We start from the raw sequence: 15,257 nt of genomic DNA on the forward strand, positions 1-15,257 counted from the left end.
TCAAAATATGAAAACACGGCAAGAAGCCCTAAGCTACGGGCTGTCATTTCCAGACACATACCAGGAGGCGCCATTTCATGACCCCAACTGGCAGCTTGTCAGGGTAAAAAAGTCTAAGAAGGCTTTTTTGTGGACCTATGAAAAAGATGGCTATATCAACCTTAATGTAAAGGTTGATACAGAGTGGCGTGACCTTTGGAGAAAGACATATGACGCAGTACTTCCTGCATATCATCAGAACAAGGAGCACTGGAATACCATAGTGCTGGACGGTTCAATTCCTGATGATGTGGTAAAGAGGATGATCGCTGAGAGCTATGACCTTGTTACTGACTCTCCAACAAGAAGGATCTATGAGGCAGTTAAAAAGATCCCCAAAGGTCAGGTTGCTACATACGCAGATGTTGCAGAAATGGCTGGCGACAGGAAGATGGCAAGGGCTGTTGGCAATGCACTTCACAAGAACCCTGACCCAACTACGATTCCCTGCCACCGGGTTGTGAATTCCAAGGGAGAGCTTGCCGGCGAATATGCCTTTGGCGGAGCCTGGAAGCAGGCAGAAATACTGAAGAGCGAAGGCGTTGAGATCGTTGAAGGCAAGGTGAAGCTGGAGAAATACAGAATAAAATTCTAGAGGCAAGACTTAATTCCAGGGGCGGGAATTTCCCGCCTCTTTTTAAATGCCTTTCAACAAAAAATAATGTATAATCTAAACATGACATACTGATGACATGTTTACCGTCGTAAGATACATACAGAAGGTGATCAAATGAAGATTGACAGACTGATCGGAATACTTTCAATTCTTTTGCAAAAAGAGATAACCACAGCTCCAGAGCTGGCTGAGCACTTTGAGGTGTCAAGGCGAACCATCAACAGGGATATCGAAACTCTGTGCCAGGCGGGAATACCTATCCAGACAACCCAGGGTGTTGGAGGCGGTATCAGCATCATGGATGGCTACCGGATGGATAAGACTCTTTTGACCTCCAGAGACATGCAGATGATACTGGCAGGCCTTCGAAGCCTTGATAGTGTCAGCGGAAGCGGATACTACGGACAGCTCATGGAAAAGATCCAGGCAGGGTCCTCGGAGTTCATTAGCGGAAGAGATTCGATCCTCATCGATTTATCCTCCTGGTATCGGGACACGCTGGCACCAAAGATTGCCCTTATCCAGGATGCCATTGAGCTCCAGAAGCGGATCAGATTCGACTACTATTCTCCAGGCGGAGACAGCAAAAGAGAGATCGAGCCCTACTACCTTATCTTTAAGTGGTCCAGCTGGTACATCTACGGATACTGCCTGCTGCGTAAGGATTTTAGGCTCTTTAAGCTAAACAGGATGGATGGAATAAGGCATGGAAAGGGCTTTGAGAGAAAGAGCGAGATCCCTATGCCAGACCTTTCCAATGACAAGGTTTTTCCACCAAGTGGAAGAGTCAAGGCGGTCTTTGACCCCTCCATGAAGTGGCAGCTTGTTGAGGAGTACGGCGTTAGCTCTTTTACCGAGCAGAAGGATGGAACCCTGCTCTTCGAAATTGATTATCCGGATGACGAGGGACTGATAGCGTGGATCCTGTCCTGCAGGGATAAAGTGACGGTTCTTGAGCCGGAGTCTGTCAGGGAAAAGATACTTAAGATCACCAGTGACATTGAGGCTAAATATAGAAAGACGGAGAAAAAACATGGAAAACAAAGCACTGGTAGTAATCGACATTCAAAATGACATAACAAAAAACTACAGAACGATCATTGATAAGCTCAATCAGGCAGTGGACTGGGCAGTGAGTAAGGACATGCACGTGGTCTACATCAGGCACTACAACCTGTCCCCAGGAACCAGAACCTTTAAGCCCGGGACAAAGGGGGCAGAACTTGCCCCTGAGCTTAAGAAGGTTTCAGATAATGTCTTTGAAAAATCCAAGTCCAATTCCCTCACAAGCGAGGGCTTTGCGAAATTCATAGAAGACAACGGCATCAGAGAGTTCTACATCACAGGGGCGGATGCCACTGGCTGTGTAAAATCTACCTGCTTTAACATGACCAAGGCAGGCTACACAGTCCACGTAATATCTGACTGTGTAACAAGCTATGATCTTAAAAAGCTTGATGAGATGTACGCCTACTACGCAGCTAAGGGCTGTGAAGTAAAAGAGCTTAATGATTATATAAATGCATAACATATGGAGGACAGGATTATGAGATTAGATGGTTTTGGATTACTTGTTGAAGACATGGGGAAGATGGTCCGCTTTTACAGGGACGTGCTTGGCTTTGAGATCAAGGAAGCAGAAGATACTACAAACGTGTACCTGGTGAAGGATGGGACTCTTTTCCTTCTGTATGGAAGACAAGATTTTGAGAAGATGACAAGCCGCAAGTACGAGTATTTAAAAGGCCTTAATGGACACTTTGAGATCGCTCTTTATGTGGATACCTTCGATGAAGTTGACGCGGCATTTAAGAAGGCCGTAGCCGGCGGCGCGACACCAGTTCTTGAGCCTGAGCTTGAGCCCTGGGGCCAGAGGACCTGCTATATCGCAGATCCTGAAGGCAACCTTGTCGAGATCGGTTCCTGGAACAAGCCCTACGAGGCAAAAGACATCTCAGAGGAATGAAGATCTCTGAACTCTACTTTCCGTAGGTGGAAGCTCTTTTCCCGAAGGCATACAATTTGGATTCAGGGAAAAGAAATATCGAATACGGAAGGAGATTTGACACCATGAAAATATTAGTGCTTAACGGAAGCCCCAAGGAAAAGAGCGATACGATCCGCATGACAAAAGCGTTTCTCGAAGGACTTAATAGGAGCGGTAACCATGAAGTAAACATTGTAAATGTCATCGACAAGAAGATTGTTCCCTGTAGAGGCTGTTTTGGTTGCTGGCAAAAGGGTGATGGACACTGCATTATAGAGGATGACCAGAATGAAATTCTTGATATGTACGTAGGCGCAGACATAGTCATTTGGAGCTTTCCGTTATATTGCTATTCAATGCCTTCGCACCTTAAGGCGGTCCTGGACAGGACTATTCCGCTGGTGCAGATGAGAATGGTGGAGGAAGCAGATGGCAGTGTTCACCACATGCCACTGGTGGACTTTTCAAAGATACACACCATTGTCATCAGTGGATGCGGGTTCCCAAACTGGGAGGGTAACTTCGACGCATTGAGAATCATGTGCGATCAGTGCTTTCATGGACCGGATATGGTGTGCGTTCCGGAGGCACCTCTTTTGAACATCCCTGAAGCGGCCCCTGTTGCCGATACCCTTCTTGATGAATTTAGAAAGGCCGGAGAGGAGTATGGAAAAGAGCTAAAGCTTTCCCCCGAGACAATCGCAAGACTAGAAACACCAATGATCCCCAAGGAGGACTACATCAAAGGGGTAAATGGTGAAGCATAAAAAAGAAAGGACTTATCATGGAATATATAAAGCTAACAAAAGACAACCTGGAAAAGGAGCACATCTGCTGCGCCATATCAAACAACAAGGATGTGCAGGTGGCGTCCAAGAAGGCGTGGCTATCTGACAGACTGGAGGAAGGGCTGGTGTTCTTAAAGAGTGCAGAGAGAGGTAAGTGCTTCATCGAGTACATTCCTGCGGAGTATGCATGGAATCCCATAGACGCGGAAGGGTACATGTACATCGACTGCCTGTGGGTGTCAGGATCCATGAAGGGTCATGGATACTCCAGCGAGCTCCTCTCCGAATGCATTAGAGACAGCAAGGAGAAGGGGAAGAAGGGACTGTGCGTTCTGGCAGCTGCTAAGAAGAAGCCATTCCTGTCGGACCCTAAGTTCCTTGCCTTCAAGGGATTTGAAGTTGCTGATGAAGCTGACAACGGAATCCAGTTGTGGTACCTGCCTTTTGACAAAAACGCTAAGGCGCCGGCGTTTAAGGAGTGTGCGAAGCACCCGCATATAGATGAAATGGGATTTGTTTTGTACTACACCAACCAGTGCCCTTTCAACGCCAAGTATGTTCCTGTCCTTGAAGAGACTGCCAAAGCCAACAAAATACCATTTAAGGCAGTTAAGATCGACACCAGGGAGGCGGCTCAGAGCGCTCCCACACCAATAACAACCTATGCATTATTCCATGACGGAGAGTACATAACCAATGAGCAGATGAACGACAAGAAGTTCCTTAAGCTCAGCGAATCCATATAATACGAAAATCAGTGCAAAGCGGTCTCAAATGAGTGTATCTGGAGCCGCTTTGTTTTGTTTTGTGGTAAATAATATAGTGGGCAGTAATAGATTTTACGCTGAAAACTAAGAGCTCGTTAAATTCGAAATTACAAGGGGAAAAGAGCTATGGACAACAATTACCTTCAGAAATTAACCGACCAGTATCAGATAAACCAGATCCTAAAGACCAACGACGACAGCAGGGAGCATGGCCTTACTCTCACAGAAGCGGACGCTGCAGCTCTTGCCGTAGCCCGCAGGGATACATTGCAGAGCGAGCGCCGTGTGGAGTTTGGTGAGGGCATAATGCCAAAGCTTATCCGCACTTTCTGCGACTCCACATTTATCGATCAGGATGATTATCAGGAGACACTTTCAAGGCTCCAGGATATCTTTTACCTGTACAAGAACGAGTCAATGGATATGGTCACGGACGACGAGCTTCTTGCCATGATGAAAAGAGCTTTCGAAGAGGAGTCAGGGGGAGACCTTGAATACCTTGAAGGAACGGCCCTTGAGGATTTTGCAAGAAGGGTAAGAGCTGGAGAAAACTGGGCTGACAGATATAAAAGAGATAAACTTAACCTGGAGGATAGCGATGAATTTTGAGCCGGAAGAGCTGATACCAATAGTTGCAGAACTTACAGATATGTATACAAAGGGCGAGAGCACCTCAGTTACCTACGAGGCGGCCCAGCACCTGATGGAGGCGGTACTTTACTGCGTTCATGAGGCCGAGACCCTTGGAGGACTGGTCACAGAAAAACCAGATGCCAGAACCCTCTACGAAGCTGGCTATCAGGAAGTGCTAAGCAAGCTTGAGCGCACAAAAGAGAAATACAAAGCCCTGATATCTAACTTTTCTTCCTACGGAAATCGCAACTTAAATGACACAGTTCTTAAGGCTATTCCGGGGTTTTTTAAGCTCTACAATCCCCGGTTTTCGCCTCAGGACACAATAATAACCATGGATTATCCCACAGTGGTGCCGATCCAGGATAAAACAGGAATCGACGCCATCGAAGAATACGTTGATAAGATTGCTGCCGAGCAGCATTTTCTATCTTCCTTTGCGCCGGGATATGTGGAAGAAGTGCTTAAATCCTACACTCCCGACTATAAGGATCAGTTTTTTAACCTGTCAGATATTATACTTTCTTAAGAATTTGCCGGTCTAAGTTATGATAAAATTTGAATATATAAACGTTAATTCGATTATAAGTATTTGGGTTTTGTGAATGAAGAAACTTGACCAGGCAACTAAATATACCGTAATCATCTGCATAGGAATCGCATTATTTAACCTGATCTTTGGCTACAGCCTGACCCGGATCTCAGCTAATGCCATGAGAACGCTGATCGATGGGCGTATGCTTGATGTTTCCAACACTGCTGCGGCAATGTTAAATGGAGATGACCTTGAAGCGCTCAACAAGGATGATTATGATTCCCCTGAGTATAAGAGAGTTATGCAGACTCTGACGTACTTTCAGGACAACATCGAACTGGAATACATATACTGTATTAAGCAGGTTGGAGAAAGAGAGTTTGTATTCAGTGTGGATCCAACGGTTGAGGATCCCGGTGAATTTGGCACTCCTATCGTATATACAGATGCGCTGTATAACGCCAGTAAGGGACAGGCTGATGTTGACGACGACCCGTATCATGACAGTTGGGGCTCTTTTTACAGTTCCTATTCCCCTGTGTTTGACTCAAAGGGCGAAGTGGCTGGAATTGTGGCTGCGGATTTCAGTGTGGACTGGTACCAGAATAAGATAAGACTTATGTCACTTATTGTTGGTGCATTTGTGGCAACTGCCTTTGCTTTTAGTATTCTGATCGCCATCCTCATCGCGACCCAGTATAAAAAATACTTCCTGAAGCTTACAGATAAGATGAATGAGCTGTCAAATGGTATAGACACTCTGATCAATGAGGCGCTTCCGGGAGTTGATACCAGAGAAGACTCCCAGATAACAAAAACGGATAAAAACGTCAACATGAGTGATGCCATGGAGGTCCTTGGAGAAAAGATCGGTGTCATGCAGATGCGTCTTTCAAGGCAGATAGAGAACATCCGATCCAACGCTTATGTTGATGCTCTTACAGGGCTAAACAACAGAAATTCCTATATAGAATATCTGCAGATTCTGGAAAAGAAGATCGCTGAGGATGCTAACTACATCTTTTCAGTTGTAGTATTTGATATCAATCAGCTAAAGGTCATTAACGATGACTATGGCCATGATACTGGAGACAGACTGATAGAATCCATAGCGGGAGATATCAAGGTGGCTTTTGCTGGAGGCAGGATATACCGCGTTGGCGGTGATGAGTTTGTGGCCATCTTAGAAGAAGCGGATCTTTCAGACAGGATAGCAACTCTTCGGGAAATAGTAGCAAGAAAGAACAAAGAAGCCCCGATAACGCACAACCCTGACCTGGATATAGGCGTATCCCTTGGCTGTGCAACCTATGACCCCAAGATGGACAGAACCTATTCAGAGGTATTTAACAGGGCTGACGATGCCATGTATGCTGATAAGCGGGAATTCTACAAGACCCATGAGGACAGAAGAAAAAAGAGATAAAAAAACCAGGTGCCTAAAAGCTCCTGGTTTTTTTGATTACATTTTAAACAGAGAACTGCTGATGGGTTCAAGGGCGATCAAAAGAAGGATTCCAAGGATATAGCAGGAAATGATCTCTCCAAGTCCCACGGTTGCAGTAAAGAACAGTAGTGATCCAGGTATCTGATAAACCCTCATAAGAAGCTGAGGTACGATGATCATGTTTGCCACGATGGGTGGAATCGGGCACAGCCACTTAGCAAGAGGCTTTTTAACCTTTCCGCCGATGATGTAGGTGCCAACTGCTCCGATAAGAGTGGCCAAAGACCCAAAGATAACATCAAGGGTCATACATCCTGTCAGAAGATTACTTAAGATACATCCCACAAAGAGTCCGGGGATGGCAGCAGGTGTGAAGTATGGAAGTATTGTCAGCGCCTCGGAAAATCTTACCTGTACTGCGTAGTTTGCAAGGCCCATGGCATTTGCCACAAGGGTCAGGACTACGTAAAGAGCTGCTATGGCAGCAGCGTGTGTTATAAATACTACGTTTTTGTTTCTCATAAAAATCTCCAGTCTAATTTGTGCTACTGAATTGAGCAAAAATATGCTATTACCATTCTGTCCCATTATGATATCATTTTTCCGAAGGTAAGAGTATATCTGATTGGGGAATTGGGTATGAATAAAGGAAAGTGGACTATGCGCCAGGCCGTTCTCGGGCTGGTTATCGGTTGTACGCTATTTGCCATCGTCACGCAGACGGTGGTTTTTGAAGTGATCTCAAGGCAGCAGATAAGGCGGGAGTCGCTGCTAAATAACGACGAGACCCTGGAGAGGATTGAGTCTGAGATCAATTCCTATATTCACAGCAACATTGTCAAAATGCAGGCCATCTACAACGAAGAGGACCTGGTTTATGCCATGCGTCATTCTGACAAGAATAGAGAAAGACTCCTTGATTACTACTTTACAGCATGGCACATGTCGGAGCGCCGCTTTGATTCATCGGATCAGCTCCTTGCCATGTACATCTACGACAAGAATGATCATCTTGTAAGTTCTCACAGAAAACAACCCTATAATTATCCCCATGACCTGTACGAAACAGACCAGTACGTGAATGCATCTCACCTTCAGAGTTACCTCGAATCAGATGACTACGCAGTACTTCTGTCTGGCTACCATAATGAGGTGGCAGACCAGGATGTAATGAGACTTGTCCTTAAGCTCCACACCTACGGAGATGACAGGTCCCAGTTTGGCTACATGGTCTGTGATTTCTCTACCTTCAATATTTCAGAGATCATGAGTAAGTACATCTCATCAAGAGACGTGTATGTATGGCTTCAGCCCCAGGGGGATGCCCCAATCGCCCAGGTTGGCAATACAACCAAGGAGGAGAGTAAGCTCTTTTCCCAGCTTACAAAGCTCGTTGCCACATCTTCAGAGGAGTTCCCACAGCTGCGGGACGAATCAGGCTCTTTTTACTTAAACAGCAGACCCTTTTCAGATTACAACCTTCACATCATCATGCTCACTCCCCAATCGCTGATGATGCACACTCAGAGCGCCCTGGCCAGAACTCTTGCCGTTATCGCAGTATTTATCATCCTGGTGACGCTCCTTGTGGGAATAATCTTTTCAGGATTCATCTACAGGCCTGTGGAAGAGCTCAGCAACACCATCATCAAGATCAAGAACGGAGACACGGAGCTTCGTGCCAAGACCGATGGCTGGAGTCAGGAGCTGAAGGTCATGGGCGATGAGTTCAACGAGATGCTGGATCAGATCGGGCAGATGGTTCAGGAGGAGTACGAGGCCAAGGTACTGATGGAGAGGACTCAGTACAAGGTTCTGCAGGCCCAGATCAATCCGCATTTCCTGTTCAACACACTGGACACCATGAGCGGAATCGCAGCATCCCAGAACTGCAACCTGGTAAGCGGCCTTTGCCAGTCCCTGTCTGCAATCTTCAGGTACAGCCTGGATATTTCAGACACCCAGTCAACGCTCCAGCAGGAGATGGCCCACGTCCGCAACTTCCTCTATGTTATGGACGTTCGAAATGGCAACACAGTTAAGTACAACTATCAGATCGATTCAGACACTTTGGATGACAACATTCCACGTATCACCCTCCAACCAATCGTTGAGAATGCGCTGCAGCATGGCCTTCGCAACACCAGGAGGAAGGATAAAGAGCTGACAATAACCGCAAAACATGAAGGCGGGGAGCTTGTCATCACCATAGAAGACAACGGCGCAGGAATGGACGCCGCAGCAATGAACGAGCAGCTTGAAAAAGCTGACATTGGAAGAATAGAGATGGGCCGCAGCATCGGGGTTATGAACGTAAACGCCAGAGTAAAGAGCGTTTACGGAAGCGGCTATGGAATACATTACGAAAGTAGTATTGACGAGGGGACCAAGGCAGTCATAAGGCTGCCCATAGTAAAACAGGAGGTAAAAGATGGGGGCGAAGTACAAGGTTTTGTCAGCTGACGACGAGTTGTGGAGCCGTGAAAACATAAAGAGAATGCTGTCCTGGGAAGACTATTCCATTGATTTTCTTGAGCCTGCCTGTGACGGAGAAGAGGTCCTTGAGAGGATCCCCAAGGAACAGCCAGACATCGTCATAACAGATATCAACATGCCGTTTTTAAGCGGCCTTGAGCTCATAGACAAGATCCATGAGGACTACCCTGACATCATCACCATGGCAGTCAGCGGCTACGATGATTTCCAAAAGGTAAAGGGCGTGTTCATGGCAGGAGGTATCGACTATCTGCTTAAGCCCGTTGGCCGCGAGCAGCTGGTGGATTCACTTAGTAAGGCCTTAAAGACCTTAGAGGAGAGGGAAAAAGAAAAGGCTGCCATGCTGGACAGTAAGCTCAGGGAGAACTATGTCTCCTCCTTTTTAGAGGACGATGAATTCTCATCGCTCTTAAATGGCAAGCTCTTCAGACCCGGGCAGGAATCCCATGTCCCAAGCACGAAGGTCTTTTCCGAGATGTCCACAATCCTTGTTAAGTTCCACGATGTGGAGGTCTTAAAGCAGAGCTACAACAAGGATGTCCTTCGAATGTCCTACAGCATGAAGGAGCGCCTAAGGGAACTTATCGACGTTGAGAAGTCCATTGTCTTTAACTATACGGACAAGGTCAACGAATTCATCATAGAGCTTAACGCCACACCAGGAAGGCTGCGTCTTATCGCAGACAGGATCCTCACCGCATTTCCTCTGGAAAAGCAGGGCCCGGTAACAATCGTTATCCACGATCAGGCAAGCTCTCTTGACGACATCGCAACAGTTTACAGGGAGATGATCGCAGACCTTGTGACAAGACCTTTTGACTGCAAACACAGCGTCATCACCTGCTCCAATGATAAGGGATACTCTAAGGTTACTGTGCGCTTTAATGACAGGATCGAGACCCAGGTCATTGACAGCTTTACTGCTGGGGACATCAAGCGTGCCCGCAGTATCATCATGGATAAGGCAGGACTTTCAAAGTGCGACACTGCAGGCTGGAGCCTCTTTGAAGTGACCCAGTTTACTTCAAAGGTCATCAACAACCTGGCAGCCATAGGTGATGGGAACGATGCAAGGACCTACGAGGAAGTCCAGGATGCCCTAAACTACGGCCTCCGCTCCCTCGATAAGCAGACCATAATAGACAACATCGACCTTGCCCTTGAGATCGCAACAGGCGGGGACACCAAGGAGAACGCCTCCATTAACAGTCAGGTTGAGAACATCCAGCAGTACATCGGCGAGCACTACATGGAGCACCTATCCCTTGCTGGCCTTGCGGAGCAGTTCTTCGTTGAGCCAAGTTATCTTTCAAGAAAGTTCTCCCAGAAGTTTGGTGAGACCATTACTTCCTACATAACAAGGTGCAGGATGGACAAGGCAAAAGAGCTGATGGCTGATGAAGAGAATAAGCTTGAGGTCATCTCTTTTGAAGTGGGCTACGATGACTATAACTATTTTAGCCGCGTATTCAGGCGCTTTGAGGGCACGAGCCCCAGCGAGTACCGAAAAAATATCCTTGCATGATTTTTACAAACTAGTCAAAAAAGTGATAATCAGTTTTTAAAATTCGTGCTAATAGTTCCATAAACCAAATTGATAGAATAAGCTTCGAAGACAGGAAAAGATTTAGGGGGCCTGCTTCGGAGCTTATTTCTTTTTGCGGAGGAGTGATCGGTGTTGATTCCACATAGAAACATTTATGCATCATTTTTTACTGCCCTGGCTTTTGTGGCGGTGATCGCCCTGATACTTTTTACCACAGGGTGCGGAGCTACTAAGCAGCAACAGATAGACACAGAGGATGGCATAACCAATATCCTCGATTATGTAACCGTCGATTTTAGCGGCAATGACGGAGAGGGTACAGCTTATGTTAATGTCGACTACAACGGTCTTGAGACTGAGATGGTTGGCGGCAAGGAAAAGATCAAGGAGCTTGACGAGATAAGTGATCTCTCAGTCCTTTCCAAATACATTAACGTGGTGTCCTCAATCTCTTTTGACATCGACAAGAATGCAGGACTTAAAAACGGGGACCAGGTCATCGTGTCAGTGTCCTATGACAGCAGCGCAGCGGGGGCTGCAGGCGTCAACTTTGGAGAGCAGAAGAGCAGGACCTACGTGGTAAAGGGACTTAAGTAAGTGAGGTTACAAATTCGCGTCGGGGATGGCCCTGCGCGATCATCATAATTTTTCTTTTAACTAAGAAGGAGGGTTACAAATCTATGAAAAAGAGTATTAAGAGAATTGGTGCGCTGCTACTAGCTGGGGTTATGTCAGCAGCACTGATCACAGGCTGCGGACAGGCAGCAGGATCAGCTTCATCAGGTTCAAAGGGGACACCTGATAAGATCAAGATTGGCGTATCAATCTGGAGTTCCACAGACGTTCTTGGAAGCCAGTGTAAGAAGATCGTTGACAAGGCAGCTAAGGCCAACGGCGTAGAAGTTCAGTACGTTGACCAGGCTCACGTTTCAGAGCAGGTTACAGCATCAGTTGAGCAGCTTTGCGCAGCTGGATGCCAGGGTATCATCATCTGTAATTCAGCTGATTCCGAGATGACATCAGCGATCAATACATGTACAGAGCACGGCGTTTATATCGCTCAGTTCTTCCGTATCATTTCACAGGAGAACAGTCCTGAGGTTTACAAGACAGCTTGCAACTCCAAGTACTATATTGGTGCGGTTCACGAAGATGAGGTAACAAACGGATATACACTTGTTAATCTTCTTCTTGAGAACGGCGACAGAACAATCGGCCTTGAGGCTTGGACAGTTGGTGATGCTACATTCCAGCTCAGATGGAAGGGCTACCTTCAGGCAATCGACGAGTGGAACGCTGCACATCCAGACGATCCAGCAACTATCACAGAGCCTGTTTATGCTAACACATCTTCAGAAGAAGGCGCTGCAGCAGCTATGTCACTGTACAACTCAAATCCTGGAATGGACGCTCTCATTGTAGCAGGCGGCGGTGGAGATCCACTTGTTGGTTCAATCGGTGCTTATGCAAATGAAGGCCTCACAGGCAAGATCGACGTTGTATCTACAGACTTCCTTGATGACCTTGCGGATCAGCTTAAGTCAGGCGGAATGTTTGCTGAGTCAGGCGGACACTTCTGTGATCCTCTCTTTGCTTTCTACCTTGTTCTCAACGCAGTTAAGGGCAACTATGCAAAAGAGGAAGGTTCCTTCGGTTACGAGATTCTCTTCCCATATCTGTACGTATCATCTCCTGATGACTACGCTAACTACGAGAAGTATTTCGTAAACGACGATCCTTACACAGACGAAGAGCTTGCAACAATGGCTGGCTACAGCTTCGACGAGCTCAACAAGGCAGCATCAAATCTTTCAATCGACGACGTTATCTCTCGTCACAGCAAGTGATAACAAACAGCTTATAAGGGAAAAGAGTTTTTGCCGTATTCCCTGCCATCCAGGGAGTACGGCATATAATCTTGTTTTTGGGAGGAGTTTATGAGTAAACTTCAAAAATTCAGGCAGAGCCACTGGTACGGATTAGTGCTCCTTGCGCTGATAGCTTTTTTATTCTGGGCCATATTCAAAGCACTGGCTCCACAGACCTTCGGGGATTTCGACAAATTACAGACTTATCTTAAGACAGCTCTCTATTATGCAGTGGGCGGCTGCGGCCTCTACTTCATCTGCGTAATGGGACCATTTGATATGAGTGTAGGCGCAAACATCGTGCTCTCATCGGTGCTTGCTGTAAATATGAGCGAACGTTTCGGATATGCAGGGCTCCTCATAGCGCCCATGATCAGTGGCGTTTTGGTGGGACTGCTTAACGGACTTGTATATATTAAACTTAGGATCTCATCCCTCATCGTAACCGCGGGACTTTCCCTGGTTTATGAGGCTCTTTCAATCTTTGCCACCAATGGAAAAGAGGCTATCCTGGCTCCAGAGTACCGCGCCTTTGGCGACTATCCCGGAAACCTGGTGCTGGCTCTTTTGGCATTCTTACTGTGTGCATTCATCCTTAAATACACCAAGATCGGAACATACACCTATGCCATTGGCTCAAACGAAGTGGTGGCCAAGAACATGGGCGTTAATGTAGATAAATACAAGGTTGTAGCATTTGTGCTGTGCGGCTTCTTTGTAGGTGTTGAGGCAATCCTTACAATTTCCTACGGAACATCCATGACAAGTGCATCAAACCTTGCTTCCATGGCAAGAAACTTCCCGCCTCTTATGGGAACTTTCTTTGGCCTTGCGTTTAAGAAGTACGGACATCCGGTCATCGCCATAGTTGTTGGAGAGTTCATCATCCAGCTCCTGTTCCAGGGATTCGTTGCCCTTGGCGCACCAACTACAGTGCAGAACATCGTAACCGGTATCGTTCTTCTTGCAATCGTCACACTTACCATCAAGCCAGTTAAGGGCGCAGTTGTTAAATAAGGAGGAGAAGACATGAGCGAAGTATTACTTCATGCCGAAGAGATCGACAAGAACTTCGGTGTCACACATGCCATAGATCGTGTCACTCTCGACTTCTTTAAGGGCGAAGTGCATGCGCTTATTGGCGAAAACGGATCAGGCAAATCCACATTTACATCATGCCTTACAGGAATCTACCACAAGGACTCCGGAACCTTTACGCTTTTGGGAAAAGAGATAAATGCCCACGATCAGGTTGATGGCAACTATCAGGGCGTAGCCATCATCGTTCAGGAGATTGGAACTCTGTCAGGCCTTACAGTCGCTGAGAATATCTTTCTTGGAAAAGAGGATGAGTTCACCAAGTTCCATGTTAAGAACACCAAGGCAATGAACAAAAAAGCCCAGGAGCTTCTTGATTCCTACGGCTTTAACTACATCAAGGCAACAGACATCATTGATAAATATAACTTCGAGGACAGAAAGCTCATTGAGATCGTAAAGGCAACACACTTTAAGCCCCAGGTCCTGGTGGTTGACGAGACCACCACAGCCCTTGGTGAGAAGGGCAGAAAAGAGCTGTTCAAGGTAATGAAGGATACCAAAGAGGATGGAAGATGTGTCATTTTCATATCCCATGACCTTGATGAAGTTCTTGAGCAGTCAGACAACATCAGCGTCCTTCGAGACGGCGTTTTGGTTGACACAGTAAAGAGCAGCGAGGTTACAACAGACGATCTTAAAAAGCTTATGGTTGGCCGAGAGATCACAAGAAGCTACTACAGATCAGACTACGGCGAGCAGGTGTCAGATGAGGTTGTTCTTAGGGGCGAGAACTTAACTGTCCCGGGAGAGATCGAGGACTTTTCAATTGAGCTTCACAAGGGAGAGATCATCGGTATCGGCGGACTTTCGGAGTGCGGTATGCACGAGGTGGGAAAAGCTCTTTTCGGCGCTTCCTATGACAGAAAGGGCAGCGTAACCCTTGCGGATGGCACAAAGATAAACGACATCAAGACAGCCATTGACCACAGCATTGCTTATGCATCCAAGGACAGAGACAATGAGTCCCTTGTCATCAACGATACAATTCAGGACAACATCTGCCTTCCGTCTCTGGAAGATATAAAGAGAAATCATGTCCTCCATGCCAGGGACGAGAAGGCCTTCGCCGAAAAGTACGCTATGCAGATGTCCACCAAGATGCAGGGAGTGCACCAGTTTATGTCGGCGCTGTCTGGTGGTAACAAGCAAAAGGTTGTACTGGCAAGGTGGGTCGGCAAGAATTCAGACATCATCATCCTTGATTCACCTACCCGTGGTATCGACGTCAAGGTTAAGGCTGACATCTATCATATGATGGACGAGATGAGAAAAAGCGGTAAGTCCATAATAATGATCTCAGAAGAGATCTCTGAGCTTCTTGGTATGGCTGACAGGATCCTCATCATGAAGGATGGTAAGCTAAGCGGCGAGTTTGCAAGATCAGAAGGTCTGAAGGACACAGACCTCATTGCGAAGATGGTATAAGGGGGCTTA

General features: G+C 46.7%; 16 protein-coding genes. 15 read left to right on the forward strand and 1 reads right to left on the reverse strand.

The features are described 5' to 3' along the window. The first annotated feature begins 7 nt into the window (after positions 1 to 7). The 9 genes from D6855_RS00255 (at position 8) to D6855_RS00295 (ending at position 6,791) form a co-directional block, all read left to right on the forward strand. A complete protein-coding gene (locus D6855_RS00255) occupies positions 8 to 634 on the forward strand; it encodes a methylated-DNA--[protein]-cysteine S-methyltransferase (RefSeq protein ID WP_120736844.1) in 627 nt (208 codons plus the stop codon). 135 nt (positions 635 to 769) lie between these two features. Further along, positions 770 to 1,729, forward strand: coding sequence for a helix-turn-helix transcriptional regulator (locus D6855_RS00260; RefSeq protein ID WP_120736846.1), 960 nt, complete (start codon positions 770 to 772; stop codon positions 1,727 to 1,729). Beyond that, positions 1,689 to 2,183: a cysteine hydrolase family protein gene (locus D6855_RS00265; RefSeq protein ID WP_120736848.1), complete on the forward strand. Its 495-nt coding sequence runs from the start codon at positions 1,689 to 1,691 to the stop codon at positions 2,181 to 2,183. Before D6855_RS00260 ends, D6855_RS00265 begins: the two co-directional genes overlap by 41 nt. Before the next feature lie 18 nt (positions 2,184 to 2,201). Beyond that, positions 2,202 to 2,621, forward strand: coding sequence for a VOC family protein (locus tag D6855_RS00270; protein WP_120736850.1), 420 nt, complete (start codon positions 2,202 to 2,204; stop codon positions 2,619 to 2,621). Positions 2,622 to 2,725: 104 nt separating this feature from the next. Further along, entirely contained in the window at positions 2,726 to 3,409 is a 684-nt protein-coding gene (locus D6855_RS00275; protein WP_120736852.1) for a flavodoxin family protein, read from the forward strand. A 17-nt stretch (positions 3,410 to 3,426) separates the two neighbouring features. Next, positions 3,427 to 4,176: an N-acetyltransferase gene (locus tag D6855_RS00280; protein WP_120736854.1), complete on the forward strand. Its 750-nt coding sequence runs from the start codon at positions 3,427 to 3,429 to the stop codon at positions 4,174 to 4,176. A gap of 147 nt (positions 4,177 to 4,323) precedes the next feature. After that, the gene (locus tag D6855_RS00285) at positions 4,324 to 4,806 is read left to right on the forward strand and encodes a DUF6323 family protein (RefSeq protein ID WP_120736856.1); all 483 of its coding nucleotides are present in this window, start codon (positions 4,324 to 4,326) and stop codon (positions 4,804 to 4,806) included. Next, a complete protein-coding gene (locus D6855_RS00290; protein WP_120736858.1) occupies positions 4,796 to 5,359 on the forward strand; it encodes a DUF6179 domain-containing protein in 564 nt (187 codons plus the stop codon). The genes D6855_RS00285 and D6855_RS00290 overlap by 11 nt, the downstream gene beginning before the upstream one ends. 76 nt (positions 5,360 to 5,435) lie before the next feature. Then, on the forward strand, positions 5,436 to 6,791 hold the full coding sequence (locus D6855_RS00295) for a GGDEF domain-containing protein (RefSeq protein WP_120736861.1): 1,356 nt from the start codon (positions 5,436 to 5,438) through the stop codon (positions 6,789 to 6,791). Between the two features lie 36 nt (positions 6,792 to 6,827). Here the strand turns inward: D6855_RS00295 and D6855_RS00300 are convergent, their stop codons facing one another. Continuing rightward, entirely contained in the window at positions 6,828 to 7,334 is a 507-nt protein-coding gene (locus tag D6855_RS00300; protein WP_120736862.1) for a QueT transporter family protein, read from the reverse strand. Between the two features lie 117 nt (positions 7,335 to 7,451). On the opposite strand from D6855_RS00300, the gene D6855_RS00305 reads away from it, so the two are divergent. The 6 genes from D6855_RS00305 (at position 7,452) to D6855_RS00330 (ending at position 15,248) form a co-directional block, all read left to right on the forward strand. Continuing rightward, on the forward strand, positions 7,452 to 9,275 hold the full coding sequence (locus D6855_RS00305) for a cache domain-containing sensor histidine kinase (RefSeq protein WP_120736865.1): 1,824 nt from the start codon (positions 7,452 to 7,454) through the stop codon (positions 9,273 to 9,275). Further along, positions 9,244 to 10,833: a response regulator transcription factor gene (locus D6855_RS00310; RefSeq protein ID WP_120736867.1), complete on the forward strand. Its 1,590-nt coding sequence runs from the start codon at positions 9,244 to 9,246 to the stop codon at positions 10,831 to 10,833. Before D6855_RS00305 ends, D6855_RS00310 begins: the two co-directional genes overlap by 32 nt. Before the next feature lie 150 nt (positions 10,834 to 10,983). Next, positions 10,984 to 11,451 (forward strand): hypothetical protein, encoded by a 468-nt coding sequence (locus tag D6855_RS00315; RefSeq protein WP_120736869.1) that lies wholly within the window; start codon positions 10,984 to 10,986, stop codon positions 11,449 to 11,451. An 83-nt stretch (positions 11,452 to 11,534) separates the two neighbouring features. Then, positions 11,535 to 12,701 (forward strand): sugar ABC transporter substrate-binding protein, encoded by a 1,167-nt coding sequence (locus tag D6855_RS00320; protein WP_199712385.1) that lies wholly within the window; start codon positions 11,535 to 11,537, stop codon positions 12,699 to 12,701. 90 nt (positions 12,702 to 12,791) lie between these two features. Beyond that, positions 12,792 to 13,739, forward strand: a complete 948-nt coding sequence (locus D6855_RS00325; RefSeq protein WP_120736871.1) for an ABC transporter permease — start codon at positions 12,792 to 12,794, stop codon at positions 13,737 to 13,739. Between the two features lie 12 nt (positions 13,740 to 13,751). Further along, entirely contained in the window at positions 13,752 to 15,248 is a 1,497-nt protein-coding gene (locus tag D6855_RS00330) for a sugar ABC transporter ATP-binding protein (protein WP_120736873.1), read from the forward strand. The last annotated feature ends 9 nt before the right edge of the window (positions 15,249 to 15,257 follow it).

This window comes from Butyrivibrio sp. CB08 (assembly GCF_003625485.1).
In the GTDB taxonomy this organism is placed as follows: domain Bacteria; phylum Bacillota; class Clostridia; order Lachnospirales; family Lachnospiraceae; genus Butyrivibrio.

Bases quoted from the DNA above. Each gene is read 5' to 3' on its own strand.
- D6855_RS00270 (WP_120736850.1), top strand. From the start codon at position 2,202: ATGAGATTAGATGGTTTTGGATTACTTGTTGAAGACATGGGGAAGATG.
- D6855_RS00290 (WP_120736858.1), top strand. From the start codon at position 4,796: ATGAATTTTGAGCCGGAAGAGCTGATACCAATAGTTGCAGAACTTACA.
- D6855_RS00285 (WP_120736856.1), top strand. From the start codon at position 4,324: ATGGACAACAATTACCTTCAGAAATTAACCGACCAGTATCAGATAAAC.
- D6855_RS00255 (WP_120736844.1), top strand. From the start codon at position 8: ATGAAAACACGGCAAGAAGCCCTAAGCTACGGGCTGTCATTTCCAGAC.
- D6855_RS00300 (WP_120736862.1), bottom strand. From the start codon at position 7,334: ATGAGAAACAAAAACGTAGTATTTATAACACACGCTGCTGCCATAGCA.
- D6855_RS00305 (WP_120736865.1), top strand. From the start codon at position 7,452: ATGAATAAAGGAAAGTGGACTATGCGCCAGGCCGTTCTCGGGCTGGTT.
- D6855_RS00330 (WP_120736873.1), top strand. From the start codon at position 13,752: ATGAGCGAAGTATTACTTCATGCCGAAGAGATCGACAAGAACTTCGGT.
- D6855_RS00280 (WP_120736854.1), top strand. From the start codon at position 3,427: ATGGAATATATAAAGCTAACAAAAGACAACCTGGAAAAGGAGCACATC.
- D6855_RS00260 (WP_120736846.1), top strand. From the start codon at position 770: ATGAAGATTGACAGACTGATCGGAATACTTTCAATTCTTTTGCAAAAA.
- D6855_RS00320 (WP_199712385.1), top strand. From the start codon at position 11,535: ATGAAAAAGAGTATTAAGAGAATTGGTGCGCTGCTACTAGCTGGGGTT.
- D6855_RS00310 (WP_120736867.1), top strand. From the start codon at position 9,244: ATGGGGGCGAAGTACAAGGTTTTGTCAGCTGACGACGAGTTGTGGAGC.
- D6855_RS00295 (WP_120736861.1), top strand. From the start codon at position 5,436: ATGAAGAAACTTGACCAGGCAACTAAATATACCGTAATCATCTGCATA.
- D6855_RS00325 (WP_120736871.1), top strand. From the start codon at position 12,792: ATGAGTAAACTTCAAAAATTCAGGCAGAGCCACTGGTACGGATTAGTG.
- D6855_RS00265 (WP_120736848.1), top strand. From the start codon at position 1,689: ATGGAAAACAAAGCACTGGTAGTAATCGACATTCAAAATGACATAACA.
- D6855_RS00275 (WP_120736852.1), top strand. From the start codon at position 2,726: ATGAAAATATTAGTGCTTAACGGAAGCCCCAAGGAAAAGAGCGATACG.